Raw genomic sequence first — 20,998 nt, forward strand, 5'->3', positions numbered from 1 at the left:
GGGACCTGCGTCCCGCCCCCCTCCGGGCGCGCGTCGCCCGGTTCCGCGTCCCCTTGGCCCTGCCCGGGGTCTTCCTGCCGTCGGCGGCTCGCGTCCTCCCCCTTCCGTGAGGACCCACCATGACCACTTTGTCAGCCTCCGTGCAGGACCGCGCGGACCCGCCGGACCAGCAGCCCGCACGACCCTCCCGACCTCGTCGCTGCCACGGCCAGTGGGCCGTCGACGGCACCGAGCCGCTCAACGCAGGCGAGGTGTTCAAGGCCGAGGGCAACGTGCTCGACGTCCGAGGCCGCGTCGAGAACGTCTACGCCACAGAGGGATTCGACTCGATCGACCCGGATGACCTGCGTGGTCGGTTCCGGTGGCTCGGCCTCTACACCCAGCGCAAGCCGGGCATCGACGGTGGCCGCACCGCGCAGCTGGAGCCGCACGAGCTCGAGGACCGTCACTTCATGATGCGGATCCGCATCGACGGGGGAGCGCTGTCCACCGAGCAGCTGCGGGTGGTCGCCGGCATCTCCACCGAGTTCGCCCGCGACACGGCCGACATCACCGACCGGCAGAACATCCAGCTGCACTGGGTGCGGATCGAGGACGTGCCCGAGATCTGGCGCCGGCTCGAGGCGGTCGGGCTGCAGACCACCGAGGCCTGCGGCGACTGCACCCGTGTGATCCTGGGCAGTCCCGTGGCGGGGATCGCCCGGGACGAGATCATCGACCCCACGCCGGTCATCGACGAGATCAGCCGGCGCTACGTCGGCGACCCCGAGCTGGCCAACCTGCCCCGCAAGTTCAAGAGCGCCATCACCGGCCACCCCAGCCAGGACGTCGTGCACGAGATCAACGACATCTCCCTGGTCGGTGTGGTGCACCCGCAGCTCGGTCCGGGGTACGACCTCTGGGTCGGTGGCGGGTTGTCCACCAACGCGCGGCTGGCCGAGCGGCTCGGGACGTTCGTGCGCCCCGAGGACGCCGTCGAGGTCTGGGTGTCGGTGGTGCGGCTCTTCCGGGACTACGGCTACCGCCGGCTCCGCAACAAGGCCCGGATGAAGTTCCTCCTCGCCGACTGGGGAGCCCCGCGGTTCCGCGAGGTGCTCGAGACCGAATACCTCGGCCGGCCACTGCCCGACGGCCCGGCGCCCGCCCGCGCGACCCGCCCCGGAGACCACGTCGGCGTGCACGAGCAACGCGACGGGCGGCACTACGTCGGCGCCACCCCACTGGTCGGCCGGGTCAACGGGACGCTGCTGCGGCGGCTCGCCGATCTCGTGGAGCGCGTGGGGAGCCGGCGGGTGCGGCTCACACCGCACCAGAAGGTGCTCGTGCTCGACGTCGGCGCGGACCGGCTCGCCGAGCTCACCACGGGCCTCGAGCAGCTCGGCCTCTCGGTGCGGCCGAGCCCCTTCCGGCGTTCGACCATCGCCTGCACGGGCATCGAGTACTGCAAGCTCGCGATCGTCGACACGAAGGGCACCGCGGCCGACACGGTCGCCGAGCTCGAGCGCCGGCTCGCCGGCGTCACCGTGGAGCCGCCGATCAGCCTGCACGTCAACGGCTGCCCCAACTCCTGCGCGCGGATCCAGACGGCCGACATCGGACTCAAGGGCCAGCTGGTCACCTCGCAGGACGGCACCCAGGAGGCGGGCTTCCAGGTGCACCTCGGCGGTGGACTGGCCTCCACGGACCGGGACGAGGCCGGGCTGGGTCGCACCGTGCGCGGCCTCAAGGTCACGGCGGCGCAGCTCCCGGACTACGTGGAGCGGCTGGTCCGCCGGTTCGTGGGGGAGCAGCGCGGTGACGAGACGTTCGCGCAGTGGGCCCACCGGGTCTCCGAGGAGACCCTGCGATGACCGACCTGGGCACGCGGGAGCGGACCGCGCGTCGGCCGGCCACCCAGCTCGAGGAGCTGGCCCGGGCGGGTTCCCGGCTGCTTCGCACCTCGCCCGCGGAGGACGTGGTGGCCTGGGCTGCGGGCCAGTTCGGGGAGTCGCTCGCGGTCGCGAGCAGCATGTCCAACGGTGTGCTCGCACACCTGGTCTCGCGGTTCGTGCCCGGCGTCGACGTACTGTTCCTGGACACCGGCTACCACTTCGTCGAGACCCTCGGCACGAGGGACGTCGCCGAGGCACTGCTGCCGATCACGGTGGTCGACGTGCGGGCCGAGCTCTCCGTGGCCGAGCAGGACGTCGTCCACGGCGCGCGGCTGTATGACCACGACCCCGAGGCATGCTGCCGGATGCGCAAGGTCGAGCCGCTCGCCCGGGAGCTTGCGGGTTACGAGGCGTGGGTCAGCGGCATTCGCCGCGACGAGGCCCCGACCCGGCTGGGCAGCCCGAAGGTGGCCTGGGACGCCCGGCACGGCCTGGTCAAGGTCAACCCGCTCGCGGCGTGGACGTTCGACGACCTCCTCGACTACGCCGACGAGCACGGCGTGCCGATGAACCCCCTGCTGGCAGAGGGCTACCCGTCGATCGGCTGCGCGCCGTGCACCATCCGCGTGGAGCCCGGCGAGGACCCGCGGTCGGGCCGCTGGGCCGGTCTGGCCAAGACCGAGTGCGGGATCCACCGGTGAACGCCGACGACGCACGGGGTGCCCGCCCGACCGGCGGCTGGGTGGCGCTCGTGGGCGGCGGCCCCGGTGACGACGGATTGATCACGGCCCGTGGTGTCGAGCTGCTGCAGCGTGCCGACGTCGTCGTGGTCGACCGGCTCGCGCCCCGTGGCGTGCTGGACGGCCTCGGTGCCGACGTCGAGATCGTCGACGTGGGCAAGACGCCCGGGCACCACCCCTTCTCGCAGGAGGCGATCAACGCGGTGCTGCTCGACCGGGCGTCGGCCGGCAGGGGAGTCGTCCGCCTCAAGGGCGGCGACCCCTACGTGCTCGGCCGTGGCGTCGAGGAGCGTATGGCGTGTGAGCAGGAGGGCGTCCCCGTCGAGGTCGTCCCAGGGATCACCAGTGCCCTGGCCGTTCCCGCCTCCGTCGGCATCCCGGTCACCCATCGCGGCCTGGCGCGGGCCTTCACCGTCGTGACCGGGCACGAGGACGTCCCCGACCTGCCGACGGGGCGTGACCACACGATTCTCGTGCTCATGGGGGTGTCGACCCTGCGGCGCAACGCGGCCCTGATGATGGCTGCCGGCCGCGACCCGGCCTGCCCGGTCGCGGTGGTCGAGGACGCCTTCGGCCCGCGCCACCGGGTCACGACGGGCACGCTGGACTCGATCGCCGACGTGGCGGCGCTCGCCCGGGTGCGCTCGCCCGCCGTCGTGGTGGTGGGGGATGTCGTGACGCTCAGCCCGCACTGGTCCGGGGCCGCCGTGCAAGCGGGCGTCACCTCATGAACACCATTGCTCGGCACAGTCGACACGGACCGGCGGCACGGGAGCTGCTCCTGGTGGCGCACGGCACCCGGGACGCGCAGGGGCAGGAGGTCCTCGAGCGGGTGCGGCAGCGGGTGGGCCACCGGCTGCCCGGCGTCGCCGTCCGGCTGTCCTACATCGACGTGATTCGTCCCCACCTCTCCGACGCGCTGGCGAAGACGCCGGAGTGCGTCGTGGTGCCGATCTTCCTCAGTGCGGGTCACCACGTGCGGGTGGACGTGCCCCGCGCGGTGGCGGCGACCGGCGGCCTGGCCACGGTGACGCCCTGCCTGGGACCGGCCGACGCGGTGCTGCAGGCCGTGGCCGATCGGCTCGCGGCTGCGGGGCCGGTGCCCCGAGCGACGGTGCTCGCGGCGGCCGGCTCGACCGATCCCCGGGCCCGCGACGAGGTGCACCACGCGGCCGACCGCCTGCGCCGCCTCCTCGGCACGCCCGTGGCGGTCGGTTTCGCCGCCTCCGCCGCGCCGACCGTGGCCGACGCCGTCACGGCCCTGCGGGGCCGGGGAGCGGCGACGGTGGGCGTCGCGTCATACCTGCTCGCACCCGGGGTGTTCCAAGCGCGACTGGACGGCAGCGGCGCCGACCTGATCGGCGAGCCGATCGGCGCCCACCCGCTGCTGGTGGACCTGGTGGTGCGCCGCTTCCGGTCGGCCGCGCCGCCAGCACTCACCCGCCGGCCGGCCCACGCCGGCGACCGGGCGGCATACCTCGCAGGTGTCCGATGAGTGAGACGCGCCATCCAGCCCGTGGACGCGCCGCTATCCTGACGACAGGTCATGAGTGTCAGCGCAACGGCCCCGGCTCGCTGACCGGCAACCCTCCACCGCGGTGGGGTGCCCCGGGTGAGGACCTGGCACGGCGTCGCCCGACGTCGTGCAAGCGCGGGAGACCAGTTCGCTGCCACCCCGCACCGCACGTGGCGCGCCACCGGCGCGGGCGCGTGCGTTCCCTGGACGACAACGCACGAAAGGCAAGGCCACAGCGATGACTGACACCACCCCCAACTGGTCCTTCGAGACGCGCCAGATCCACGCCGGCCAGGAGATCGACGAGGACACCCGGTCACGGGCCCTCCCGATCTACCAGACCACCTCCTACGTCTTCCGGGACACCCAGGAGGCAGCCGACCTGTTCGCCCTGAAGGAGCTCGGCAACATCTACACCCGGCTGCAGAACCCGACGAGCGACGTCGTCGAGAAGCGCATCGCCAGCCTCGAGGGCGGCGTGGGTGCCCTGCTGCTGTCGTCCGGCCAGGCCGCCTCCACCTTCGCGGTACTCAACATCGCCGAGGCGGGCGACCACGTGGTGGCCAGCCCCAACCTCTACGGCGGGACCTACAACCTGCTGAAGTACAGCCTGGCCAAGCTTGGTGTGGAGACCACCTTCGTGGAGGACTCCACCGACCCGGAGTCGTGGCGCGCGGCGGTGCGGCCCAACACCAAGCTCTTCTTCGGCGAGACCATCGCCAACCCCAAGGGCGAGGTCCTCGACATCGAGAACATCGCAGCGGTCGCCCACGAGGTCGGCGTGCCGCTGGTGGTCGACAACACGATCGCCACCCCCTACCTGCTGCGACCGCTGGAGTGGGGTGCCGACATCGTCGTCCACTCCGTGACGAAGTACCTGTCCGGGCACGGGACGGTGATCGCCGGCGCCATCGTGGACGGCGGCACCTTCGACTTCGCCCAGGACCCGGAGCGGTTCCCGAACTACAACCAGCCGGACGAGAGCTACCACGGCCTCGTCTACGCCCGCGACCTCGGTGTCGGCAGCCAGTTCGGCGCCAACCTCGCCTTCATCCTCAAGGCCCGCGTGCAGCTGCTGCGCGACCTCGGCTCGGCGCCGGCCCCGTTCAACGCGTTCCTCATCGCCCAGGGGCTGGAGACGTTGAGCCTGCGGATCGAGCGGCACGTCGAGAACGCCCAGAAGGTCGCGCAGTTCCTCGCCCAGCACCCGCAGGTGGAGTCGGTGCGCTACGCGTCGCTGCCGGACAACGAGTTCCACGCGGCGGCGCAGAAGTACACGCCGAAGGGCGCCGGCGCGGTGCTCGCCTTCGAGATCGCGGGTGGCCTGGAGGCCGGCCGGGCGTTCGTCGAGGGGCTGACCCTGCACAGCCACGTCGCCAACCTGGGGGATGTGCGCTCGCTGGTCATCCACCCCGCCTCGACCACCCACTCCCAGGGCGATGACAAGGACCGTCTCGCGGCAGGCGTGACGCCGGGCCTGGTGCGCCTCGCCGTGGGCATCGAGCACATCGACGACATCCTGGCCGACCTCGAGCAGGGCTTCGCCGCGGCCAAGACCTCCTGACCGCACCTTGCCCTCCCGCTCGTTGCGGCGAGAGCGCGACGTCGAGTGCGCGCTCTCGCCGCAACAACGGCGGTGACTCCACCGGACCGCGCGCATATCGGGGTGAGCGCAGCGGGACGGGGCACCTATCCTTGCCACCATGTCCTCCGAGCGCACGCGGTCGTCCTCGCGTGCCCGGAACCCCGGGCGGCGCCGCTCGCACGGCGGTCGTGCGCAGCACGATGGAGGCGGTCGCCGACCGCGGGAGACCTCAGACCAGCGAGCGGCCCGGATCGAGCGGCGCGCGGCTGCGCTGGCGGCCCTTGCCCCCCTGCGCTACCCCGAGGACCTGCCGGTCGTCGCCCGCAAGGACGACATCGCGACGGCCATCCGTGACCACCAGGTGGTGGTCATCGCCGGCGAGACGGGGTCGGGCAAGACGACGCAGATCCCCAAGATCTGCCTCGAGCTCGGCCGCGGGGTCGAGGGCCTGATCGGCCACACCCAGCCGCGCCGGATCGCCGCCCGGTCGGTGGCGGAGCGGATCGCCGAGGAGACCCGCACCGACCTCGGCACGGCGGTGGGCTACCAGGTCCGCTTCACCGACCACTCCCAGCGCGACACCCTGGTCAAGGTGATGACCGACGGCATCCTGCTGTCGGAGATGCAGCGCGACCGCGAGCTGCGCCGCTACGACACGATCATCATCGACGAGGCGCACGAACGCAGCCTCAACATCGACTTCATCCTCGGCTACCTCCGGCAGCTGCTGCCGCGCCGGCCGGACCTCAAGGTGATCATCACCTCGGCCACCATCGACCCGCAGCGCTTCGCCGAGCACTTCGCAGTCGACGGCAGACCTGCACCGATCATCGAGGTCTCCGGGCGCACCTACCCGGTCGAGGTCCGCTACCGACCCCTCGTCCGTGAACAGGGCGACACCCTCGTCGACGTCGACCAGGTCACCGGCATCTGCGAGGCGGTCGAGGAGCTGTGGACCGAGGGCACCGGAGACATCCTGGTCTTCCTGTCGGGGGAGCGAGAGATCCGTGACGCCGCCGACGCGCTCACCGGGATGTCGCTGCCGCAGACCGAGATCCTGCCGCTCTACGGGCGGCTCTCGGCCGCCGAGCAGCACCGGGTCTTCAGCTCGCACAGCGGCCGTCGCGTCGTGCTGGCCACCAACGTGGCGGAGACCTCGCTCACGGTGCCCGGCATCCGGTATGTCGTCGACGCCGGCACCGCGCGGATCTCGCGCTACAGCCAGCGCACCAAGGTTCAACGCCTGCCGATCGAGCCGATCTCGCAGGCGAGCGCCGCCCAGCGCTCGGGCCGGTGCGGCCGCGTCGCCGACGGCATCGCGATCCGGCTCTACTCCCGCGAGGACTTCGACGCCCGACCGGCCTACACCGACCCCGAGATCCTGCGCACCAACCTCGCGTCGGTCATCCTGCAGATGACCGCCCTGGGCCTCGGTGACATCGTCAGGTTTCCCTTCGTCGACCCGCCGGACTCGAGGCAGGTCGCCGACGGCGTCCGGTTGCTGGAGGAGCTCGGCTGCATCGACGGGTCGGTGAGCGACCCACGCAAGCGGCTCACGGCATACGGCAGGAAGGTGGCCCGGCTGCCGGTCGACCCACGACTGGCCCGGATGCTGCTCGAGGCCGAGACCAACGGAGCCCTGCGCGAGGTGCTCGTCATCGTCGCGGCCCTGTCCATCCAGGATCCGCGCGAGCGGCCCGCCGACAAGAAGGCGCAGGCCGACCAGAGCCACGCCCGCTTCAAGGACGAGCACAGCGACTTCATGGCGCTGCTCAACCTCTGGCGCTACCTGAAGGAGCAGCGTCGGGAGCTGTCGGGCAGTGCGTTCCGGCGGATGTGCAAGCGGGAATACCTGCACTACCTGCGAATTCGTGAGTGGCAGGACCTGCACAGCCAGCTCAAGCAGGCCTGCAAACAGCTCGAGCTGACGCTCAACTCCGACGAGGCCGACGCCGACCGGATCCACCAGGCGCTCCTGGCCGGGCTGCTGTCGCACATCGGCCTGCGCGACCCCGACAAGCGTGACTACCTCGGGGCCCGTGGGGCACGGTTCGGCATCTCGCCCGGCTCCGCGCTCTTCCGCAAGCAGCCGCAGTGGGTCATGTCGGCCGAGCTCGTCGAGACGTCGCGGCTGTGGGCGCGGGTCAACGCCCGCACCGACCCCGCGTGGATCGAGAAGCAGGCGCAGCACCTGGTCAAGCGCAGCTACTCCGAGCCGCACTGGTCCAAGAAGCGCGCCAGCGCCGTCGCGAAGGAACGGGTGACGCTGTATGGCGTGCCGCTGGTCGTCGGGCGCACCGTCGGCTATGCGCGGGTGAACCCCGAGGAGTCGCGCGACCTCTTCATCCGGCAGGGGCTCGTCGAGGGGGAGTGGGACACCCACCACGAGTTCTTCCACGCCAACCGCGAACTGGTTCGCCGGCTGGGCGAACTCGAGGAGCGCGCCCGCCGTCGCGACCTGCTCGTCGACGACGAGACGCTGGTCGACTTCTACGACGAGCGGCTGCCGGCAGACGTCGTCTCGGGACGGCACTTCGACTCGTGGTGGAAGAAGGCTCGGCGCGAGAACCCCGATCTGCTGACGTTCACCGAGGACCTGCTCGTCAGCGACGAAGCCGACGAGATCGATGCCGACGCCTACCCGCAGGAGTGGCATCAGGGCGACCTCACCTTTGCGGTCTCCTACCAGTTCGAGCCCGGCACCCAGGCCGACGGCGTCACCGTGCACATCCCGGTCGAGGTGCTCAACCAGGTCCAGGACGCCGGGTTCGACTGGCAGGTGCCGGGACTGCGCGAGGACCTCGCCATCGCCCTGCTCAAGTCGCTGCCCAAGGCGCTCCGGCGCAACTTCGTCCCCACTCCCGACCACGCGAGGGCGGCGCTCGCCGCTGCCGACCCCCGGGCCGGCTCGATCACCGAGGAGCTCGGCCGAGCGCTGCGCGAGCGCACCGGCGTCGCCGTCGCCCCGGACGCGTGGGACTGGGACCGCGTGCCCGACCACCTGCGCGTCACCTTCCGGATCGAGGGCGACCGCGGTCGCCCGCTCGGTGAGGGCAAGGACCTCGAGGCGCTCCAGTCCCGCCTCCGGCCGGAGGTGCGCCGCACGATGCAGCGGATCGGCCGGGCGGTCGAACGGGAAGGCTTGCAGCAGTGGGACTTCGGCCGGCTGCAGGAGCGCTTCGAACGGCGCCAGGGCGACCGCGTGGTGCACGGCTTCCCCGCGGTCGTCGACCAGGGCGGCAGCGTGGCCGTCCGCGTGCTGCCGACGGAGGCCGAGCGCGATGCCGCGACGCGGCTCGGCGTGCGCCGGCTCCTGCTGCTCAACACCACGGCCCCGTGGAAGCGCGTCCTCGGGCTGCTCACCAACGCGCAGAAGCTGGCCCTGGGTCACAACCCGCACGGGAGCGTGCCGGCCCTGCTCGACGACTGCCTCGCCGCCGCGGTCGACTCGATCGTCGCGGAGCGACCCGGTGCGACCGTGCGCGACGAGGCCGAGTTCGACGAGGCGCTCGCGACGGTCAAGCGCGAGGTCGTGCCGCGCGTCATCGCCGTCGTCGAGGCGGTCGGCCCGGTCCTCGACCGGGCGCGAGAGGTGGAGCTCGCCCTCGCCGCCTTCGGCAGCCCCCGCGTCGCGGCGGTGCGGACCGATCTCCAGAAGCAGCTGGCGGGCCTCGTCTTCCCCGGCTTCGTGGCCGCGACGGGCTACCCGCAGGTCAAACAGCTCGAGCGCTACCTGCGCGGCATGCTCCTGCGCGCGGAACACGCACCCACCGATCTGGCACGGGACGCCGACCGGATGACGGTGGTGCAGCAGTGCACGCACGAGTACGACGAGCTCCTGGCCTGGCTGCCGCCGGCCCGCCGGCAGGCAGCCGATGTGCGCCACCTGCGCTGGATGCTGGAGGAGCTGCGGGTCAGCCTGTTCGCGCAGAGCCTCGGCACGGCATACCCGGTCTCGGAGAAGCGGATCTACAAGGCCATGGACGCGCTCCCGGACTGACCGGGCACGATCCGCGGAACCGTGGAAAACGCACGCTCCGGGCCCCCTCGAGCGGGCACCATTCGCGGAACCGTGGAAAAGGCACGCCGTGGCGTCGCCTCGACCCGGGTGAGGGCGGAATCCTCCCGGTGGATCCGGTGTTGAGACCATAGAGTGCCACCTACGACCACGAGAGGCTTACGGTGCGAGACCCACACGAGCTCTATCAGCTCGAGACCGATACTGACCCGACCGAGCTGCGTGCGTCGGTGCTGGTCGTGTCCCTGGGCGGCTTCATCGACGCCGGACACACCCAGCGGCTGCTCACCAGCCACCTCCTGGAGAGCCTGGAGCACACGGTCGTGGCGTCCTTCGACGTCGACCAGCTGCTCGACTACCGCGGCCGACGTCCCGCGATGACCTTCGACAAGGACCGCTGGAGCACGTATGCCGATCCGTCGCTGCTGCTCTACCGCGTCACCGACGCCGACGGTGACCCCTTCTTCCTGCTGACCGGACCCGAGCCCGACTACCAGTGGGAGCGCGTCATCGAGGCGATCCACCAGCTGATCCGGCTGCTCGGCATCAAGCTGACGGTGAGCGCGAACGGCATCCCGATGGCCGTCCCGCACACCCGACCGGTGGGGCTGACGGCGCACGCCACCGACCCGCGGCTCATCGCCGACCACTCGGCCGTCTTCGGCACGGTCCAGGTGCCCGGCAGCATCGACGCCCTGCTGCACCTGCGGCTCGGCGAGTCGGGCGAGGACGCCGTCGGTTTCGCGGTGCACGTGCCGCACTACCTCGCCCAGGCCGAGTACCCGGATGCGGCCCTGACCGGACTCGAGGCGATCGGTGGTGTCAGCGGACTGCAGCTGCCGACGACCGGCCTGGCCGCGATGGCAGGGTTGAACCGTCAGGAGATCGCACGCGAGGTCGCGTCGTCCAGTGAGGTGGCCGAGGTCGTGGCCGATCTGGAGCGGCAGTACGACACCTTCATGGAGGGGCGTCAGCACCCGAGCCTGCTGGCCACCGATGTCAGCGAGTTGCCGTCGGCGGACGAGATCGGGGCCGAGTTCGAGCAGTTCCTGCGCGAGAACAGCCGTCCGGACGACGGTGGAGAGTCCGGCCCGCAGGACTGAGTCGGCCGCGACTTGGGCGCCTTCGGCGCTGCGGCACGGCCACGGGGCGCTCCTCGCCGGGGCGCGGCGCCATGACCACGATGCACTGCTCCGCCGGCTGCGGCTCGACGTCGTAGGCCTGTCCTGTGGCTCGGGCGATGTCCCAGCCGTGCACCAGTGTCTCGTTCAGCGCGACCAGGCCGGCGATCTCGCCGGGCAGCTCGACGCTGCCTGCGGCGGTGGTGCCCTCCCAGGCTGCTGGGTCACGCCAGGCCTGCGCCATGGCGAGCAGCTGCTGGGGAACCCGGGTGCGCCAGCCCTCCTCGAGCCGGTGGGCGTCCCCAGGGCGCGGCTTGCCTGCTCTCGGTTCCCCGCTGTCTGGCTTGGCTGTCTGGCTTGGGTCGCACCTTCTGCCACCTCTTTCCTCGAGTGTCGTCGGGAACGAGGAGCAGACCCGGAGAACCCAGGAAACTCATCGGGCCGGACGAGGGGTCACCCGGAAGGGTTGACGGCGTTCCTGAGTGCTGCACCCCCGCACGGCCAGGCGCACGCGCGCTCGCTGTAGGGCACGCGGCAACGGGAGCAGTAGACCTCGAGCACCTCGATCCGCGTCCCCACCGGCAGGACGTGACGGCCGGTCCTCGCGGCGTGCTCGGCGCGGCGGGTGTCGCCCTGTCCCATGCCGACCAGGGCCGCGCCGACCCACACGTGAGCGGCGTCGTCAGGGACTGCCGCAGACCTTTCGTCCGACGTGGTTCTCCTCAGATCTCCTTGTGACCGCAGCTTTTTCACGGCAATAATCTGTAAAATTCCATGGTCGGGCCAATAGTCCGTTCGGACGATCCGCCGTTTCGGTCCCTCGGTCAGGGCTTGGCGTCGGACCAGCGCTCGATGATGCTGGTGTCCGCCACGAACCGGACGTCACGGGACCCGGTCCAGCGGCGTGCCGCGTCGTCCAGGCAGGAGGTCACGAGGGCGGCGACCTCTGCCGAGTGCTCCAGCGGCACGTGGAGCAGGAGCTCGTCGTGCAGGCACAGGACGATCTGCGCTCCCAGCGGCGCCACGGCGAGCCGCACCGTCGCGGCCCAGGCCTTGAACAGCTCTGCCGCCGCACCCTGGACCACGGCATTGCGCGCGAACCTGCCGTGGGCGGCTCGTCCCGCAGGAGTGTCGCTGGTGGGCACGGGGACGCGGCGGCCGCCGTAGGTCTGCACGGCGCGGCCTGCCGCACCGGCATCGGCCGCCGACCGCAGGTAGGCCAACGCGACCGGGTAGGAGCGCTCCATCCCGCGCAGCGCCTCGCCGGCGGGTCCGCTGGTCTGGCCGTACATCGCGGCCAGCACCGCCACCTTGGCCACCGGCCGGTCCACGCCGAGATCGGCGGCCACGGGGGCGTAGAGATCGTCCGACTGGGCGGCGGCCGCGAACCGTCGATCACCCGAGACGGCCGCGAGCACCCGGGGTTCGATCTGGCCCAGATCGGCACGGACGAAGACGTGTCCGGGATGGGCGGCCACGGCGGGACGCAGCGGCGCGGGCAGGTTGTGCAGGCCGTTCTGAGCCGTCATCCGGCCCGCGGCCCCGTCGCACGCGGTCCACCCGCCACGCAACCGGTCGTCCGGCCCCACGTGCGCGGTCAGCCAGGAATATCCATAGGTGGTGGCGATGCGTTCGGCCTTTCGCCACTGCAGCAGGGCCTCCACCAAGGGATGCGTTGCGCGGAACGGCTCGAGTCGCCACGCCCGGGTGTCCGGCACGACCACGCCCACGGCGCGCAGCAGCTCACGCACGTGGACCGGGTTGCGCAGATCCGTCGACTCCCGCCCGGGGACGTGCCGCAGCACCTGCAGGTCGCGTTCGCGGCGGATCTCCATGGCGTGCCGCTCCGACTCCGGACGCGGACCCGCCGCCGCCGCGATCAGCGACTCGAGGGTCTGGCGGTGCACCGGGAGGCCGTCGCGGGACAGTTCCAGACACAAGAGCGCGGCCGCCGACTCCGAGTATGCCGTTGAGACGGCTCGGGTGTGTTGCTGCGCCAACAGGATTCGCTGGGCGACAGCAGCGCGTAGGGCCAGGTCGGCCACCGTCGACACCCCATCGGGCGTGCGCAGGAAGTCCGGGGAGAGGACCTCGCGGCGCAAGTGCCCGTCGGCCCTCGTCGGCCCCGCTGCGGCAGCCGACGACGTGAGGCCGGGTTCGGTCGGTGAGGTGAAGTCGAACAGGTCACCGGCCGTTGGTCGGGGAGCGGCCGCAGGATCGAGACCGTGCGCCCGTGCCCACACGTGACCGGGGTCGGCCTCCCACCCGCCGGCGAGGATGCGGTGGGCCTCCGCGAGGTCCCAGCATCGCCCGAGAACCAGGCCCGCCGAGACCAGCGGGACCGCGTGCGGGTCAGCGGCCCACCAGACCCACCGCGGCCGGTGGGAGGCCTCCAGCTCACCGACGAAGGAGACGATCTGCTCGACGCTGCCGGTCCGCGCACCGTCCGACCAGCGCACCGCCGCATGGTGCGGGCCGAACGCGACGGACGCGAGGTCGGCGCCGAGAGGCGCCTGCACTCCCTCGACGGCCATGTCATTCATCCAACCGCACCGGGGCGACACGACCGGCTCGAAGCGGCGTCGGCGGCCTCGGGGCTCCGTCGCGGTTCAGCGCGCGGGCGGGGCGGGAGGCTCCTCGCCGCTCTGCTCGTCGGCGTGGGTGCCGATGGTTTCGTCCCACTCGGCGGGCTCACCCCGGACGGGGGACCGCGTCGTGCGGTGGTCGAAGGGATCGGCCTGGTCTGGGGCATTGCCCGCCCGCTCGCTGCCGGGCCGACCGTAGCCCTGCTGCCCGTAGCCCTGCTGGCTCCCCTGACCGTACGGGGGCGGGCCGTAGCCTTGGTGCCCGTAGGTCGACTGCCCCTCACCGCGTTGGCCCTGCCCGCCATACGGTTGCTGCGGGGGCTGGCCGTACGGTTGCCCACCCTGCTGGCCATAGGGCTGCCCGCCATACGGCGACTGTCCGTACGGTTGCCCGACCTGGCCGTACCCATGCTGGCCGTACCCCTGCTGGCCGTAACCCTGCTGGGGGTAACCGCCGTACCCGGCCGGCGCCTGCGCCGGGGCCGCGGAGGCAGTGCGGCGCAGGAAGAACAGGACTGCGGCGGCCATGAGGCCGAGGAGGATGAGGATCGGCCCGACATAGGTGCCGAACGACAGCGGACCGCCCACGGCGTGGTTCGCGCGTGGGCCGATGAACAGGTCGCTGACCGCGCCCTGGTTGTCGGCGCAGATGACTGTGTAGGTCCCGGCGGCGAGGGCCTCGTTGCTGCGCGCCACCTCGTAGTAGGAGGTGCCGCCCGTCTCGACCTTGAACTCGCCGGTCGGACGCAGCAACACCTGGTCGATCCCGCCGTCACCCTTGGCGCGGCAGACACTCTCGGCGCGGACGCCCTGATCCTGGGAGTAGACCGAGAAGCCCTGGCTCCTGGAGTGCACCTGCGCACGGGGCTGGTAGGCCGACATGGTCGGCGACCCGGAGGTGACCAGCGCGAGGACGAGCCACACGATTCCCACCACCACGAGGACGGCCGGCAGCGTGAACCACGCACCACCGGACCGGGCGTCCTGCGTCGCTGAGTTCCCCATGCGATTCCCCATGCGCGAAACCTACTGCATGCCGAAACCGCCGAAGCCTCACAACATCGACTTGTGCCGCACCTGCCGTTTGATCCGGCTGAGCATGGCCGCCATGCCCCGCATCCGCAGCGGTGAGACGGCGTCGGCGAGGCCGAAACGCAGCGGCGCGTCGTCCGGCACCGCGAGCACCTCGGCCACGCTGCGACCGTCGAGACCCTCGTGGAGGATGCCGGCGAAGCCACGGGTCGTGGGCGCCTCCTTGGGTGCGTCGAAGAAGAGCCGGACGGTGCGGTCCTCGGCGTTTCCACCGTCAGTGGCGGGCTCGACCTCGACCAGGAGGAACAGTGGCGACTGGCACTCGTGCACCTGTTCCAGCTGGTCGAGGTGGCCGGCATACCGCTCGGGCAGGCTCGGGAGCTCGTCGCTCAGCTCGAGCAGCAGCTGCAGCCGGTCCTTGGGCTCCACCGCGTGGAAGTCCTCCACGAGCTGGGCCATCGGCTCGGGCAGGTCAGTGGTGTTGAGCTGGGTCACAGCCGATCAACCGCCTTCTCTTGCCATCGTTTCCGTCCTCAACTCGTGGGCAACGCGTAAGCCCTTCTCAGTTGACGTCCCGCTCCACCGGCACCCGCACCGCGTTGCCCCACTCGGTCCACGACCCGTCATAGTTGCGCACCGAGCCGAACCCCAGCAGGTGGGTCAGCACGAACCACGTGTGCGACGAGCGCTCACCGATGCGGCAGTAGGCAATGACGTCGTCGTCGGCCGACAGACCGATCTCGCCCTGGTAGATGGCCTCGAGCTCCTCGCGGTCCTTGAAGGTGCCGTCCTCGGCCGCGGCACGACTCCACGGCACCGACTTCGCACCCGGGATGTGCCCTCCGCGCATGGCACCCTCCTGCGGGTAGTCGGGCATGTGCAACAGCGCCCCGGAGAACTCGCCCGGGGAGCGCACGTCGACCATCGGCTTGCCGATGTGCTCGAGCACCTCGTCCTTGAACGCGCGGATCGGCGCGTCCTCGCGCTCGACGACCGGGTAGTCGACCGGCGTCGGGGTGGGGACCTCGCGGGTCAGCTCGCGTCCCTCCTCGATCCACTTGGCGCGACCTCCGTCGAGCAGCCGCACGTCCTCGTGCCCGAACAGGCTGAAGACCCACAGCGCGTAGGCCGCCCACCAGTTGCTCTTGTCCCCGTAGACGACGATGGTCGTGTCCCGACCGATGCCCCGCGATCCCATGACCTGCGCGAACCGCGTCGCGTCGACGTAGTCGCGGGCCACCGGGTCGTTGAGGTCGGTGTGCCAGTCCACCTTGACGGCGCCGGGGATGTGCCCGGAGTCGTAGAGCAGGACGTCCTCGTCGGACTCGACGACCACCAGGCCCTGTTCGCCCAGATGCTTGGCGAGCCAGTCGGTGGACACGAGACGCTCGGGGTGGGCGTATGCCGTGAACTTCGCGGAATCGTCGGCTACAACGGGCATGTCAGGCAACCTTCCATGAGGGATCAGTCGTGAGGACGCGACTGCTTGCATCGTCCCACGCAAGGAATACTCACCCATCACAACCCCCGAGCAGGCCGGGGTATGCCGTCCGGCCCGTTAGTGCCCATCAGCTCCCGTCAGTGCCCATACGCGCCCGCCGGCGAGGACGGCATACCGGTGCTCCCGCGTGTCGCCCTCCCGGCCCGGCGGCGGGTTGCTGGCAGGATGGGGCGACGGCGACAGGGAGGGCACACGTGGGAATCTTCGGCTCGGACCAGGACGAAGCAGACGCCGACGAGAGCAACGAGCGCATGGCTCCGGCGGCGACCGGACTGGTGGAGAAGCTGCTGCACGTCGGGATCGAGGGGGCCGGCCGCTTCGACTCGGCCGAGAAGATCGCGTCGGTGGCGACCGGGGAACACCCCGAGCCGGACCGCGCGATCGACGCGATCGTCAACTCGCACCTCAAGCTGGCCGCGGCGGGCGGATTCCTCACCGGCATCGGAGGACTGGTCACCATGCCGGTGGCGCTGCCCGCGAACGTGCTCGAGTTCTACCTCGTGGCCACCAGGATGGTCGCCGCCGTGGCGTCCGTCCGTGGCTACGACATCCGCCGACCGGAGGTGCGCTCGGCGATCCTGCTCGCCCTCGTCGGCGCGGACGCCGACGACCTGCTCCAGAAGGTGGGTGTCGTGCCCGCGGGCCGACTGTCCAGCCTGGCAGCCGAGCGGCTCCCCGGGCCGGTGATGCTCGCGATCAACAAGGGCGTCGGCTTCCGGCTGGTCAGCCAGGTGGGCAAGAAGGCCCTCACCCGGTTCGGCAAGGCCGTGCCGCTGGTCGGGGGTGTGGTGGGCGCCGGGCTCGACACCTACCTGTTGCACCGGATAGCCGATCACACCAAGCACGAGTTCCCGCCGAAGTCGCGGCCGCTCCACCGCTGAGCACAGGAATGGTCCGTTCCGCCCGGACGTTGGAGTGAGGCGACGGGCGCGGCACGTGCCCGACGAGAACCCTGGAGGGCCGCGATGGCTTCGAGCACCTGGCTGCGATGGGACGCCCTGCGCTCGCTGGTGACCGCCGTGCGTGCGAGCACCCGGGCCGGCTCACCGGGGTTGCTGACCCGCGTGGCCGCGCTGCCGAGACTCACCCTCGCGACCGTGCGCGGCGACTACCGCGGTGCCACGGTGCGAGAGCTGCTCATCCTGTTGGGGGCAGTGGCGTATGTCGTGTCACCGGTCGATCTGATGCCCGAGGCGGTGCTGGGCGTGTTCGGGCTCGGCGACGACGCGGTCGTGGTCGGCTGGGTCGCGGTCACCGTCGTCAACCTCACCGAGGACTTCCTCGCCTGGGAGGGCACGCGACCACATCGCCGGGCACCGGACGTGGTGCCCGGCGACGTGATCGGCTGACCCCGCGTCGCACGCTCCTGGGCGGCTGCCCCGAAGGCCCGGCAGGGGGCGGCCCGCCGCTACAGACCGGGCGTGCCCGGGTCCTTCGGCCGGATCGGCTCCGGCGGGTCGACCGGCTCCGGGGCGGGGATGGGACCAGCGGCCTGCGACGGGTCCGCCGCGGCGCGCGGCGCCTCGGGGTCGGGCCGCGCCTCGGGCGTCTCCCGGTCCGCGCCCGCCTCGCTCTGGGCCGCGAGCTTGTCGGCCGCGTTCTTGGCCGTCGACCCCGCCTTGGCGACCTTGTCGGCGTACTTGCCGTGGGTCTTCTGGTCGATGAAGCTGCCGCCCTTGTCGATGGCGGAATCGATCTTGTCTCCGTGTTCCGTGGCCAGCTCGCCGGCCTTGTCCTTCGCGGTCCCGAACGCCTGCTTGGCCTTGTCCAAGAAACTCATGGTCACTCCTGTCCATGTGCCGAGGTGCCCGATCGTCGGGCGGGGACGTGGTCGTCCCCTTCCCCCCGACTGTATGCGCACCATCCACAGATTCGTCACGGACCTTTCCGGTGAATCCGGCGCCGACCAGTGTCGGGGGATGACCACAACACTTCACGTCAAGGGGCCCGCCGACGTCATCGCGGTGCTGCCCTACGAACTCGGCTACCACCCGGTGAACAGCCTCGTCGTGGTGGCCCTGCACGGCAACCGGTTGGGGCTGCGGGCGCGGGTCGACCTGCCGCCGCCGGCGGAGGCGGGGCCGACGGTCGCGCAGCTGCTCGGGCCGCTGCTGGACTCGGGAGCGCAGGACGTCCTGCTGATCGGGTACGAGAAGATCGACGGAGCCTCGCGCCCGGCGCTCGACGCCATGAGCACCGCCTGCGTCGACGCGGGGCTCGGGGTCCGCGACCGGCTCGTGGTGAGGGACGGGCGGTGGTACGACCTGGACTGCACCAGCGCCGACTGCTGCCCGCCGCAGGGTCGTCCCGTCCCCGGTGCCGACGAGGTCGCCGCCGTGGCCGAGTTCGTGGCCCGCGAGAAGCAACCGGTGGCGGATCGCGCCGCGCTGGCCGCGTGGCTGCGCCCGGCGCGCCCGTTGCTTGCCGGGGCCGTGGATGCCGCGGCCAGCCGATGGCTGGACCGGCGCCTGGACTCGATCGACCGGCCGGCAGAGCAGCACGACGACGACCTCGCGGAGCTGCGCGCCTGGGGTCACCTGCTCGATCACTCCGACGAGGCTGTGCCGGTCGCCGAGCTGACACCGGAGGAGCTGGCGATGGCGGCCGTGTCCCTGGTCGACATCGACCTGCGCGACGGGTTGATCGCCTGGTTGTGTCCCGGCACCCTCGGCTTCGACCGGGCCGCTCCAGAGGTCGTCGCGCAGCTCCGGGCCGTACTGCCACCGGTCCCGACCGGAGACGACCTCACGCAGGCGGTCTCGCGGCAGCGGATCGAGGCCAGGCTGATCGAGCTGTGCCGCTGCCTGTCACCCGAGTGGGCGGTGGCACCGCTCACCGTGCTCGCCAGCTTCACCTGGTGGCGCGGCGACGGCGCCTTGACCAGGCTCGCCCTCGAGCAGGCCCTCGAGTCGGATCCGAGCTACCGACTGGCGCTGCTGCTGCTGCGCATGGTCGATCTGTCCATCCGTCCCGAGACGGCGACCGCCTGATCCGCAGCCGCGGCCCCAGCCGCGCGAGCGGGGCGTCCACGTTGCGGACACGGGGTCCCCGCGGGACCGGGTCGTCGTTAGAGTCGGGGGAGGTCATGAGCGCCAGCGCGAAGCCCCGGCTCGCTGGCCGGCAACCCTCCTCCGCGGTGGGGTGCCCCGGGTGATGACCTGGCCGACTCGGACCGAGTCGGCAAGCGCGGGCCCGGACGGGCCCCTCGGACCCCGGGAGCTGCCGCCGTGACCGTCACCATTCGCCCACGAACGCGGGTCTCGCCGAGCGCACCGCCCCTGCCGGCCAGCGGTGCCAGGGAGCCGGCCGGCCGGCATACGGTGCACGTCGGGCGACTGGCCCTCGAGGCCGGAGGGGTGCTGCCCGACGTCCGGATCGCCTACGAGACGTGGGGCAGCCTGGACGCCGACGGCACCAACGCTGTGCTGGTGGAGCATGCCCTGACCGGTGACAGCCACGTCGTGGGTCCGGCCGGACCGGGCCAGCCGACGCCCGGGTGGTGGGAGGGCATCATCGGCCCCGGCCGCCCACTGGACACCGACCGCTTCTTCATCGTCGCGAGCAACGTCCTGGGCGGGTGCTCTGGCACCACCGGACCCGGGTCGGTGGGCCCGGACGGCCGGTCCTGGGGCGGGCGCTTCCCGTTCCTGACCATCCGTGACCAGGTCGGCGCCGAGGCGGCGCTGGCGCGCTCCCTCGGGGTCACCCGGTGGGCCGGGGTGGTCGGTGGCTCGATGGGTGGGATGCGCGCGCTGGAGTGGGCGGTGAGCCATCCCGAGATGGTGGCTCGAGCGATCGTGCTCGCCAGCACCGGCTACGCCACCGCCGAGCAGATCGCCTGGTGCCAGCCGCAGCTGCTGGCCATCCGGCAGGACCCGAACTTCCGGGGCGGCGACTACTACGGCCACGACGGCCCCGACAGCGGGCTCGCGCTCGCGCGGCGCATCGCCCACGTCACCTACCGCAGCGAGGTGGAGCTGGCCGATCGGTTCGGCCGCGAGGCGCAACGGGGAGAACAGCCGCTCGGTGGTGGGGGTCGCTACGCGGTCGAGAGCTACCTCGACCACCACGGCCGCAAGCTGGCGTCCCGGTTCGACGCCAACTCGTATCTCGTGCTCACCGAGGCGATGAACTCCCACGACGTCGGACGTGGTCGCGGCGGCCTGCGACGGGCCCTGCGCCGCTTCGACGGCGAGCTGACCGTCGCGGCCGTCGACTCCGACCGCCTCTACCCGGCGCGGCTCTCGCGCGAGATCGTCGAGGCCGGCGACCGGGGCACCTACCGACTGATCACGTCGCCGCACGGCCACGACGGCTTCCTCATCGAGACCGCACAGGTCGGGGCCGTCGTGCGGGAGGCCCTGACCGGCTGAGTCGGCCAGCCTTCGGCCAAGCCCGACGCGCCGACCCGTGCCATCCGGTAGCGTCTGCGGCGTGGCAGGAGCCGCGCGTCTCGACCAAGGAGGGTTCCAGTGGCTGTCGTCGTGGGATATGTGCCGACCAAGGAGGGACGTGCAGCGCTTCGCCGTGCCGCGGAGGAGTCCCAGTTGCGCCGCACCAAGCTGATCGTCATCAACTCCCATCGCGGCGGACGAGATTTCGACAGCCAGGAGGCCCAGCGGTTCGAGCAGGAGCTCGGCCAGGTGCAGGCCCAGCTGGATGAGGTCGGAGTCGAGCACGAGGTGCGTCAGCTGGTGCGCGGCAACGAGCCGGCCGAGGACCTCATCGCAGTGGCCGAGGAGGTGGATGCCGAGTTCATCGTCATCGGGCTGCGGCGGCGCACCCCGGTGGGCAAGCTGATCCTGGGTTCCAACGCTCAGCGGATCCTGCTCGATGCCCCGTGTCCCGTCCTGGCCGTCAAGGCCGACGCCTGACCGCAGGCGCGTCACCGTCTTCCATCGGGGTCCGTGGAGACAGCACACCCTCCAAGGTTTTATAATGGTAGGGAACCTGCGGCCGAACGGTCGGAACCGAAGGCCGCTGGGACCATCCACCCCCCATCATCTGATCGTGTCTGGCGCGTAGCCGG

At 71.6% G+C, this 20,998-nt stretch carries 18 protein-coding genes, 1 pseudogene and 2 riboswitches; of the genes and pseudogenes, 12 read left to right on the plus strand and 7 right to left on the minus strand.

Going from position 1 to position 20,998, the window contains the following annotated elements; genetic code table 11:
* The first annotated feature begins 119 nt into the window (after positions 1 to 119).
* The 7 genes from FCN22_RS03360 to FCN22_RS03390 all read left to right on the plus strand — a co-directional run bounded on the left by FCN22_RS03360 (position 120) and on the right by FCN22_RS03390 (position 10,833).
* Complete coding sequence (locus FCN22_RS03360) at positions 120 to 1,850, plus strand: nitrite/sulfite reductase (protein WP_137120117.1); 1,731 nt, start codon at positions 120 to 122, stop codon at positions 1,848 to 1,850.
* Positions 1,847 to 2,572, plus strand: coding sequence for a phosphoadenylyl-sulfate reductase (locus FCN22_RS03365; RefSeq protein WP_137120118.1), 726 nt, complete (start codon positions 1,847 to 1,849; stop codon positions 2,570 to 2,572). The genes FCN22_RS03360 and FCN22_RS03365 overlap by 4 nt, the downstream gene beginning before the upstream one ends.
* Positions 2,569 to 3,342 carry a uroporphyrinogen-III C-methyltransferase gene (cobA, locus tag FCN22_RS03370; RefSeq protein ID WP_338016630.1) on the plus strand — a complete coding sequence of 258 codons (774 nt, stop codon included), beginning with the start codon at positions 2,569 to 2,571 and terminating at the stop codon, positions 3,340 to 3,342. The genes FCN22_RS03365 and cobA overlap by 4 nt, the downstream gene beginning before the upstream one ends.
* Positions 3,339 to 4,106 (plus strand): sirohydrochlorin chelatase, encoded by a 768-nt coding sequence (locus FCN22_RS03375; RefSeq protein ID WP_137120119.1) that lies wholly within the window; start codon positions 3,339 to 3,341, stop codon positions 4,104 to 4,106. Before cobA ends, FCN22_RS03375 begins: the two co-directional genes overlap by 4 nt.
* 47 nt (positions 4,107 to 4,153) lie before the next feature.
* Positions 4,154 to 4,269, plus strand: a riboswitch (SAM riboswitch).
* 96 nt (positions 4,270 to 4,365) lie between these two features.
* A complete protein-coding gene (locus FCN22_RS03380; RefSeq protein WP_137120120.1) occupies positions 4,366 to 5,691 on the plus strand; it encodes a bifunctional o-acetylhomoserine/o-acetylserine sulfhydrylase in 1,326 nt (441 codons plus the stop codon).
* 139 nt (positions 5,692 to 5,830) lie between these two features.
* Entirely contained in the window at positions 5,831 to 9,712 is a 3,882-nt protein-coding gene (gene hrpA, locus FCN22_RS03385) for an ATP-dependent RNA helicase HrpA (protein ID WP_137120121.1), read from the plus strand.
* 182 nt (positions 9,713 to 9,894) lie between these two features.
* Positions 9,895 to 10,833, plus strand: a complete 939-nt coding sequence (locus tag FCN22_RS03390) for a proteasome assembly chaperone family protein (protein ID WP_137120122.1) — start codon at positions 9,895 to 9,897, stop codon at positions 10,831 to 10,833.
* Here FCN22_RS03390 and FCN22_RS03395 read toward each other — a convergent pair.
* The 6 genes and pseudogenes from FCN22_RS03395 to FCN22_RS03420 form a co-directional block, all read right to left on the minus strand.
* Positions 10,730 to 11,200 (minus strand): annotated as a pseudogene (locus tag FCN22_RS03395) (maleylpyruvate isomerase N-terminal domain-containing protein); the annotation flags it as partial. The gene FCN22_RS03390 and the pseudogene FCN22_RS03395 sit on opposite strands and share 104 nt — an antisense overlap.
* 104 nt (positions 11,201 to 11,304) lie before the next feature.
* Positions 11,305 to 11,520, minus strand: coding sequence for a hypothetical protein (locus tag FCN22_RS03400; RefSeq protein WP_137120123.1), 216 nt, complete (start codon positions 11,518 to 11,520; stop codon positions 11,305 to 11,307).
* Positions 11,521 to 11,675: 155 nt separating this feature from the next.
* Positions 11,676 to 13,394, minus strand: coding sequence for a DNA polymerase (locus FCN22_RS03405; RefSeq protein WP_238384487.1), 1,719 nt, complete (start codon positions 13,392 to 13,394; stop codon positions 11,676 to 11,678).
* A 66-nt stretch (positions 13,395 to 13,460) separates the two neighbouring features.
* Positions 13,461 to 14,441: a hypothetical protein gene (locus FCN22_RS22480; protein ID WP_202911374.1), complete on the minus strand. Its 981-nt coding sequence runs from the start codon at positions 14,439 to 14,441 to the stop codon at positions 13,461 to 13,463.
* Between the two features lie 48 nt (positions 14,442 to 14,489).
* Positions 14,490 to 14,927: a SufE family protein gene (locus FCN22_RS03415; protein WP_137120274.1), complete on the minus strand. Its 438-nt coding sequence runs from the start codon at positions 14,925 to 14,927 to the stop codon at positions 14,490 to 14,492.
* 103 nt (positions 14,928 to 15,030) lie between these two features.
* Positions 15,031 to 15,909 carry a sulfurtransferase gene (locus tag FCN22_RS03420; protein WP_137120124.1) on the minus strand — a complete coding sequence of 293 codons (879 nt, stop codon included), beginning with the start codon at positions 15,907 to 15,909 and terminating at the stop codon, positions 15,031 to 15,033.
* 254 nt (positions 15,910 to 16,163) lie between these two features.
* On the opposite strand from FCN22_RS03420, the gene FCN22_RS03425 reads away from it, so the two are divergent.
* Positions 16,164 to 16,850: an EcsC family protein gene (locus FCN22_RS03425; RefSeq protein WP_238384488.1), complete on the plus strand. Its 687-nt coding sequence runs from the start codon at positions 16,164 to 16,166 to the stop codon at positions 16,848 to 16,850.
* 84 nt (positions 16,851 to 16,934) lie between these two features.
* Positions 16,935 to 17,318, plus strand: coding sequence for a YkvA family protein (locus FCN22_RS03430; protein WP_137120125.1), 384 nt, complete (start codon positions 16,935 to 16,937; stop codon positions 17,316 to 17,318).
* 59 nt (positions 17,319 to 17,377) lie between these two features.
* On the opposite strand, the gene FCN22_RS03435 is transcribed toward FCN22_RS03430, so the two are convergent.
* Positions 17,378 to 17,749, minus strand: coding sequence for an antitoxin (locus tag FCN22_RS03435; RefSeq protein WP_162308120.1), 372 nt, complete (start codon positions 17,747 to 17,749; stop codon positions 17,378 to 17,380).
* Between the two features lie 139 nt (positions 17,750 to 17,888).
* On the opposite strand from FCN22_RS03435, the gene FCN22_RS03440 reads away from it, so the two are divergent.
* The 3 genes from FCN22_RS03440 (at position 17,889) to FCN22_RS03450 (ending at position 20,843) form a co-directional block, all read left to right on the plus strand.
* On the plus strand, positions 17,889 to 18,959 hold the full coding sequence (locus FCN22_RS03440; protein ID WP_162308121.1) for a DUF4192 domain-containing protein: 1,071 nt from the start codon (positions 17,889 to 17,891) through the stop codon (positions 18,957 to 18,959).
* A 91-nt stretch (positions 18,960 to 19,050) separates the two neighbouring features.
* Positions 19,051 to 19,162, plus strand: a riboswitch (SAM riboswitch).
* 34 nt (positions 19,163 to 19,196) lie between these two features.
* Complete coding sequence (metX, locus tag FCN22_RS03445; RefSeq protein ID WP_202911375.1) at positions 19,197 to 20,342, plus strand: homoserine O-acetyltransferase MetX; 1,146 nt, start codon at positions 19,197 to 19,199, stop codon at positions 20,340 to 20,342.
* Positions 20,343 to 20,441: 99 nt separating this feature from the next.
* Positions 20,442 to 20,843 carry a universal stress protein gene (locus FCN22_RS03450; protein WP_137120128.1) on the plus strand — a complete coding sequence of 134 codons (402 nt, stop codon included), beginning with the start codon at positions 20,442 to 20,444 and terminating at the stop codon, positions 20,841 to 20,843.
* Positions 20,844 to 20,998 lie beyond the last annotated feature (155 nt).

Origin of the sequence: Segeticoccus rhizosphaerae (genome assembly GCF_005222685.1) — a bacterium.
GTDB classification, from domain to species: Bacteria; Actinomycetota; Actinomycetes; order Actinomycetales; family Dermatophilaceae; genus Segeticoccus; species Segeticoccus rhizosphaerae.

What these genes read in the sequence shown, in the direction of transcription:
- FCN22_RS03440 (WP_162308121.1), top strand. Translation starts at nt 17,889, where the DNA reads ATGACCACAACACTTCACGTCAAGGGGCCCGCCGACGTCATCGCGGTG.
- FCN22_RS03375 (WP_137120119.1), top strand. Translation starts at nt 3,339, where the DNA reads ATGAACACCATTGCTCGGCACAGTCGACACGGACCGGCGGCACGGGAG.
- FCN22_RS03430 (WP_137120125.1), top strand. Translation starts at nt 16,935, where the DNA reads ATGGCTTCGAGCACCTGGCTGCGATGGGACGCCCTGCGCTCGCTGGTG.
- hrpA (WP_137120121.1), top strand. Translation starts at nt 5,831, where the DNA reads ATGTCCTCCGAGCGCACGCGGTCGTCCTCGCGTGCCCGGAACCCCGGG.
- FCN22_RS22480 (WP_202911374.1), bottom strand. Translation starts at nt 14,441, where the DNA reads ATGGGGAACTCAGCGACGCAGGACGCCCGGTCCGGTGGTGCGTGGTTC.
- FCN22_RS03380 (WP_137120120.1), top strand. Translation starts at nt 4,366, where the DNA reads ATGACTGACACCACCCCCAACTGGTCCTTCGAGACGCGCCAGATCCAC.
- FCN22_RS03435 (WP_162308120.1), bottom strand. Translation starts at nt 17,749, where the DNA reads ATGAGTTTCTTGGACAAGGCCAAGCAGGCGTTCGGGACCGCGAAGGAC.
- FCN22_RS03365 (WP_137120118.1), top strand. Translation starts at nt 1,847, where the DNA reads ATGACCGACCTGGGCACGCGGGAGCGGACCGCGCGTCGGCCGGCCACC.
- FCN22_RS03405 (WP_238384487.1), bottom strand. Translation starts at nt 13,394, where the DNA reads ATGAATGACATGGCCGTCGAGGGAGTGCAGGCGCCTCTCGGCGCCGAC.
- FCN22_RS03420 (WP_137120124.1), bottom strand. Translation starts at nt 15,909, where the DNA reads ATGCCCGTTGTAGCCGACGATTCCGCGAAGTTCACGGCATACGCCCAC.
- FCN22_RS03415 (WP_137120274.1), bottom strand. Translation starts at nt 14,927, where the DNA reads ATGGCCCAGCTCGTGGAGGACTTCCACGCGGTGGAGCCCAAGGACCGG.
- FCN22_RS03360 (WP_137120117.1), top strand. Translation starts at nt 120, where the DNA reads ATGACCACTTTGTCAGCCTCCGTGCAGGACCGCGCGGACCCGCCGGAC.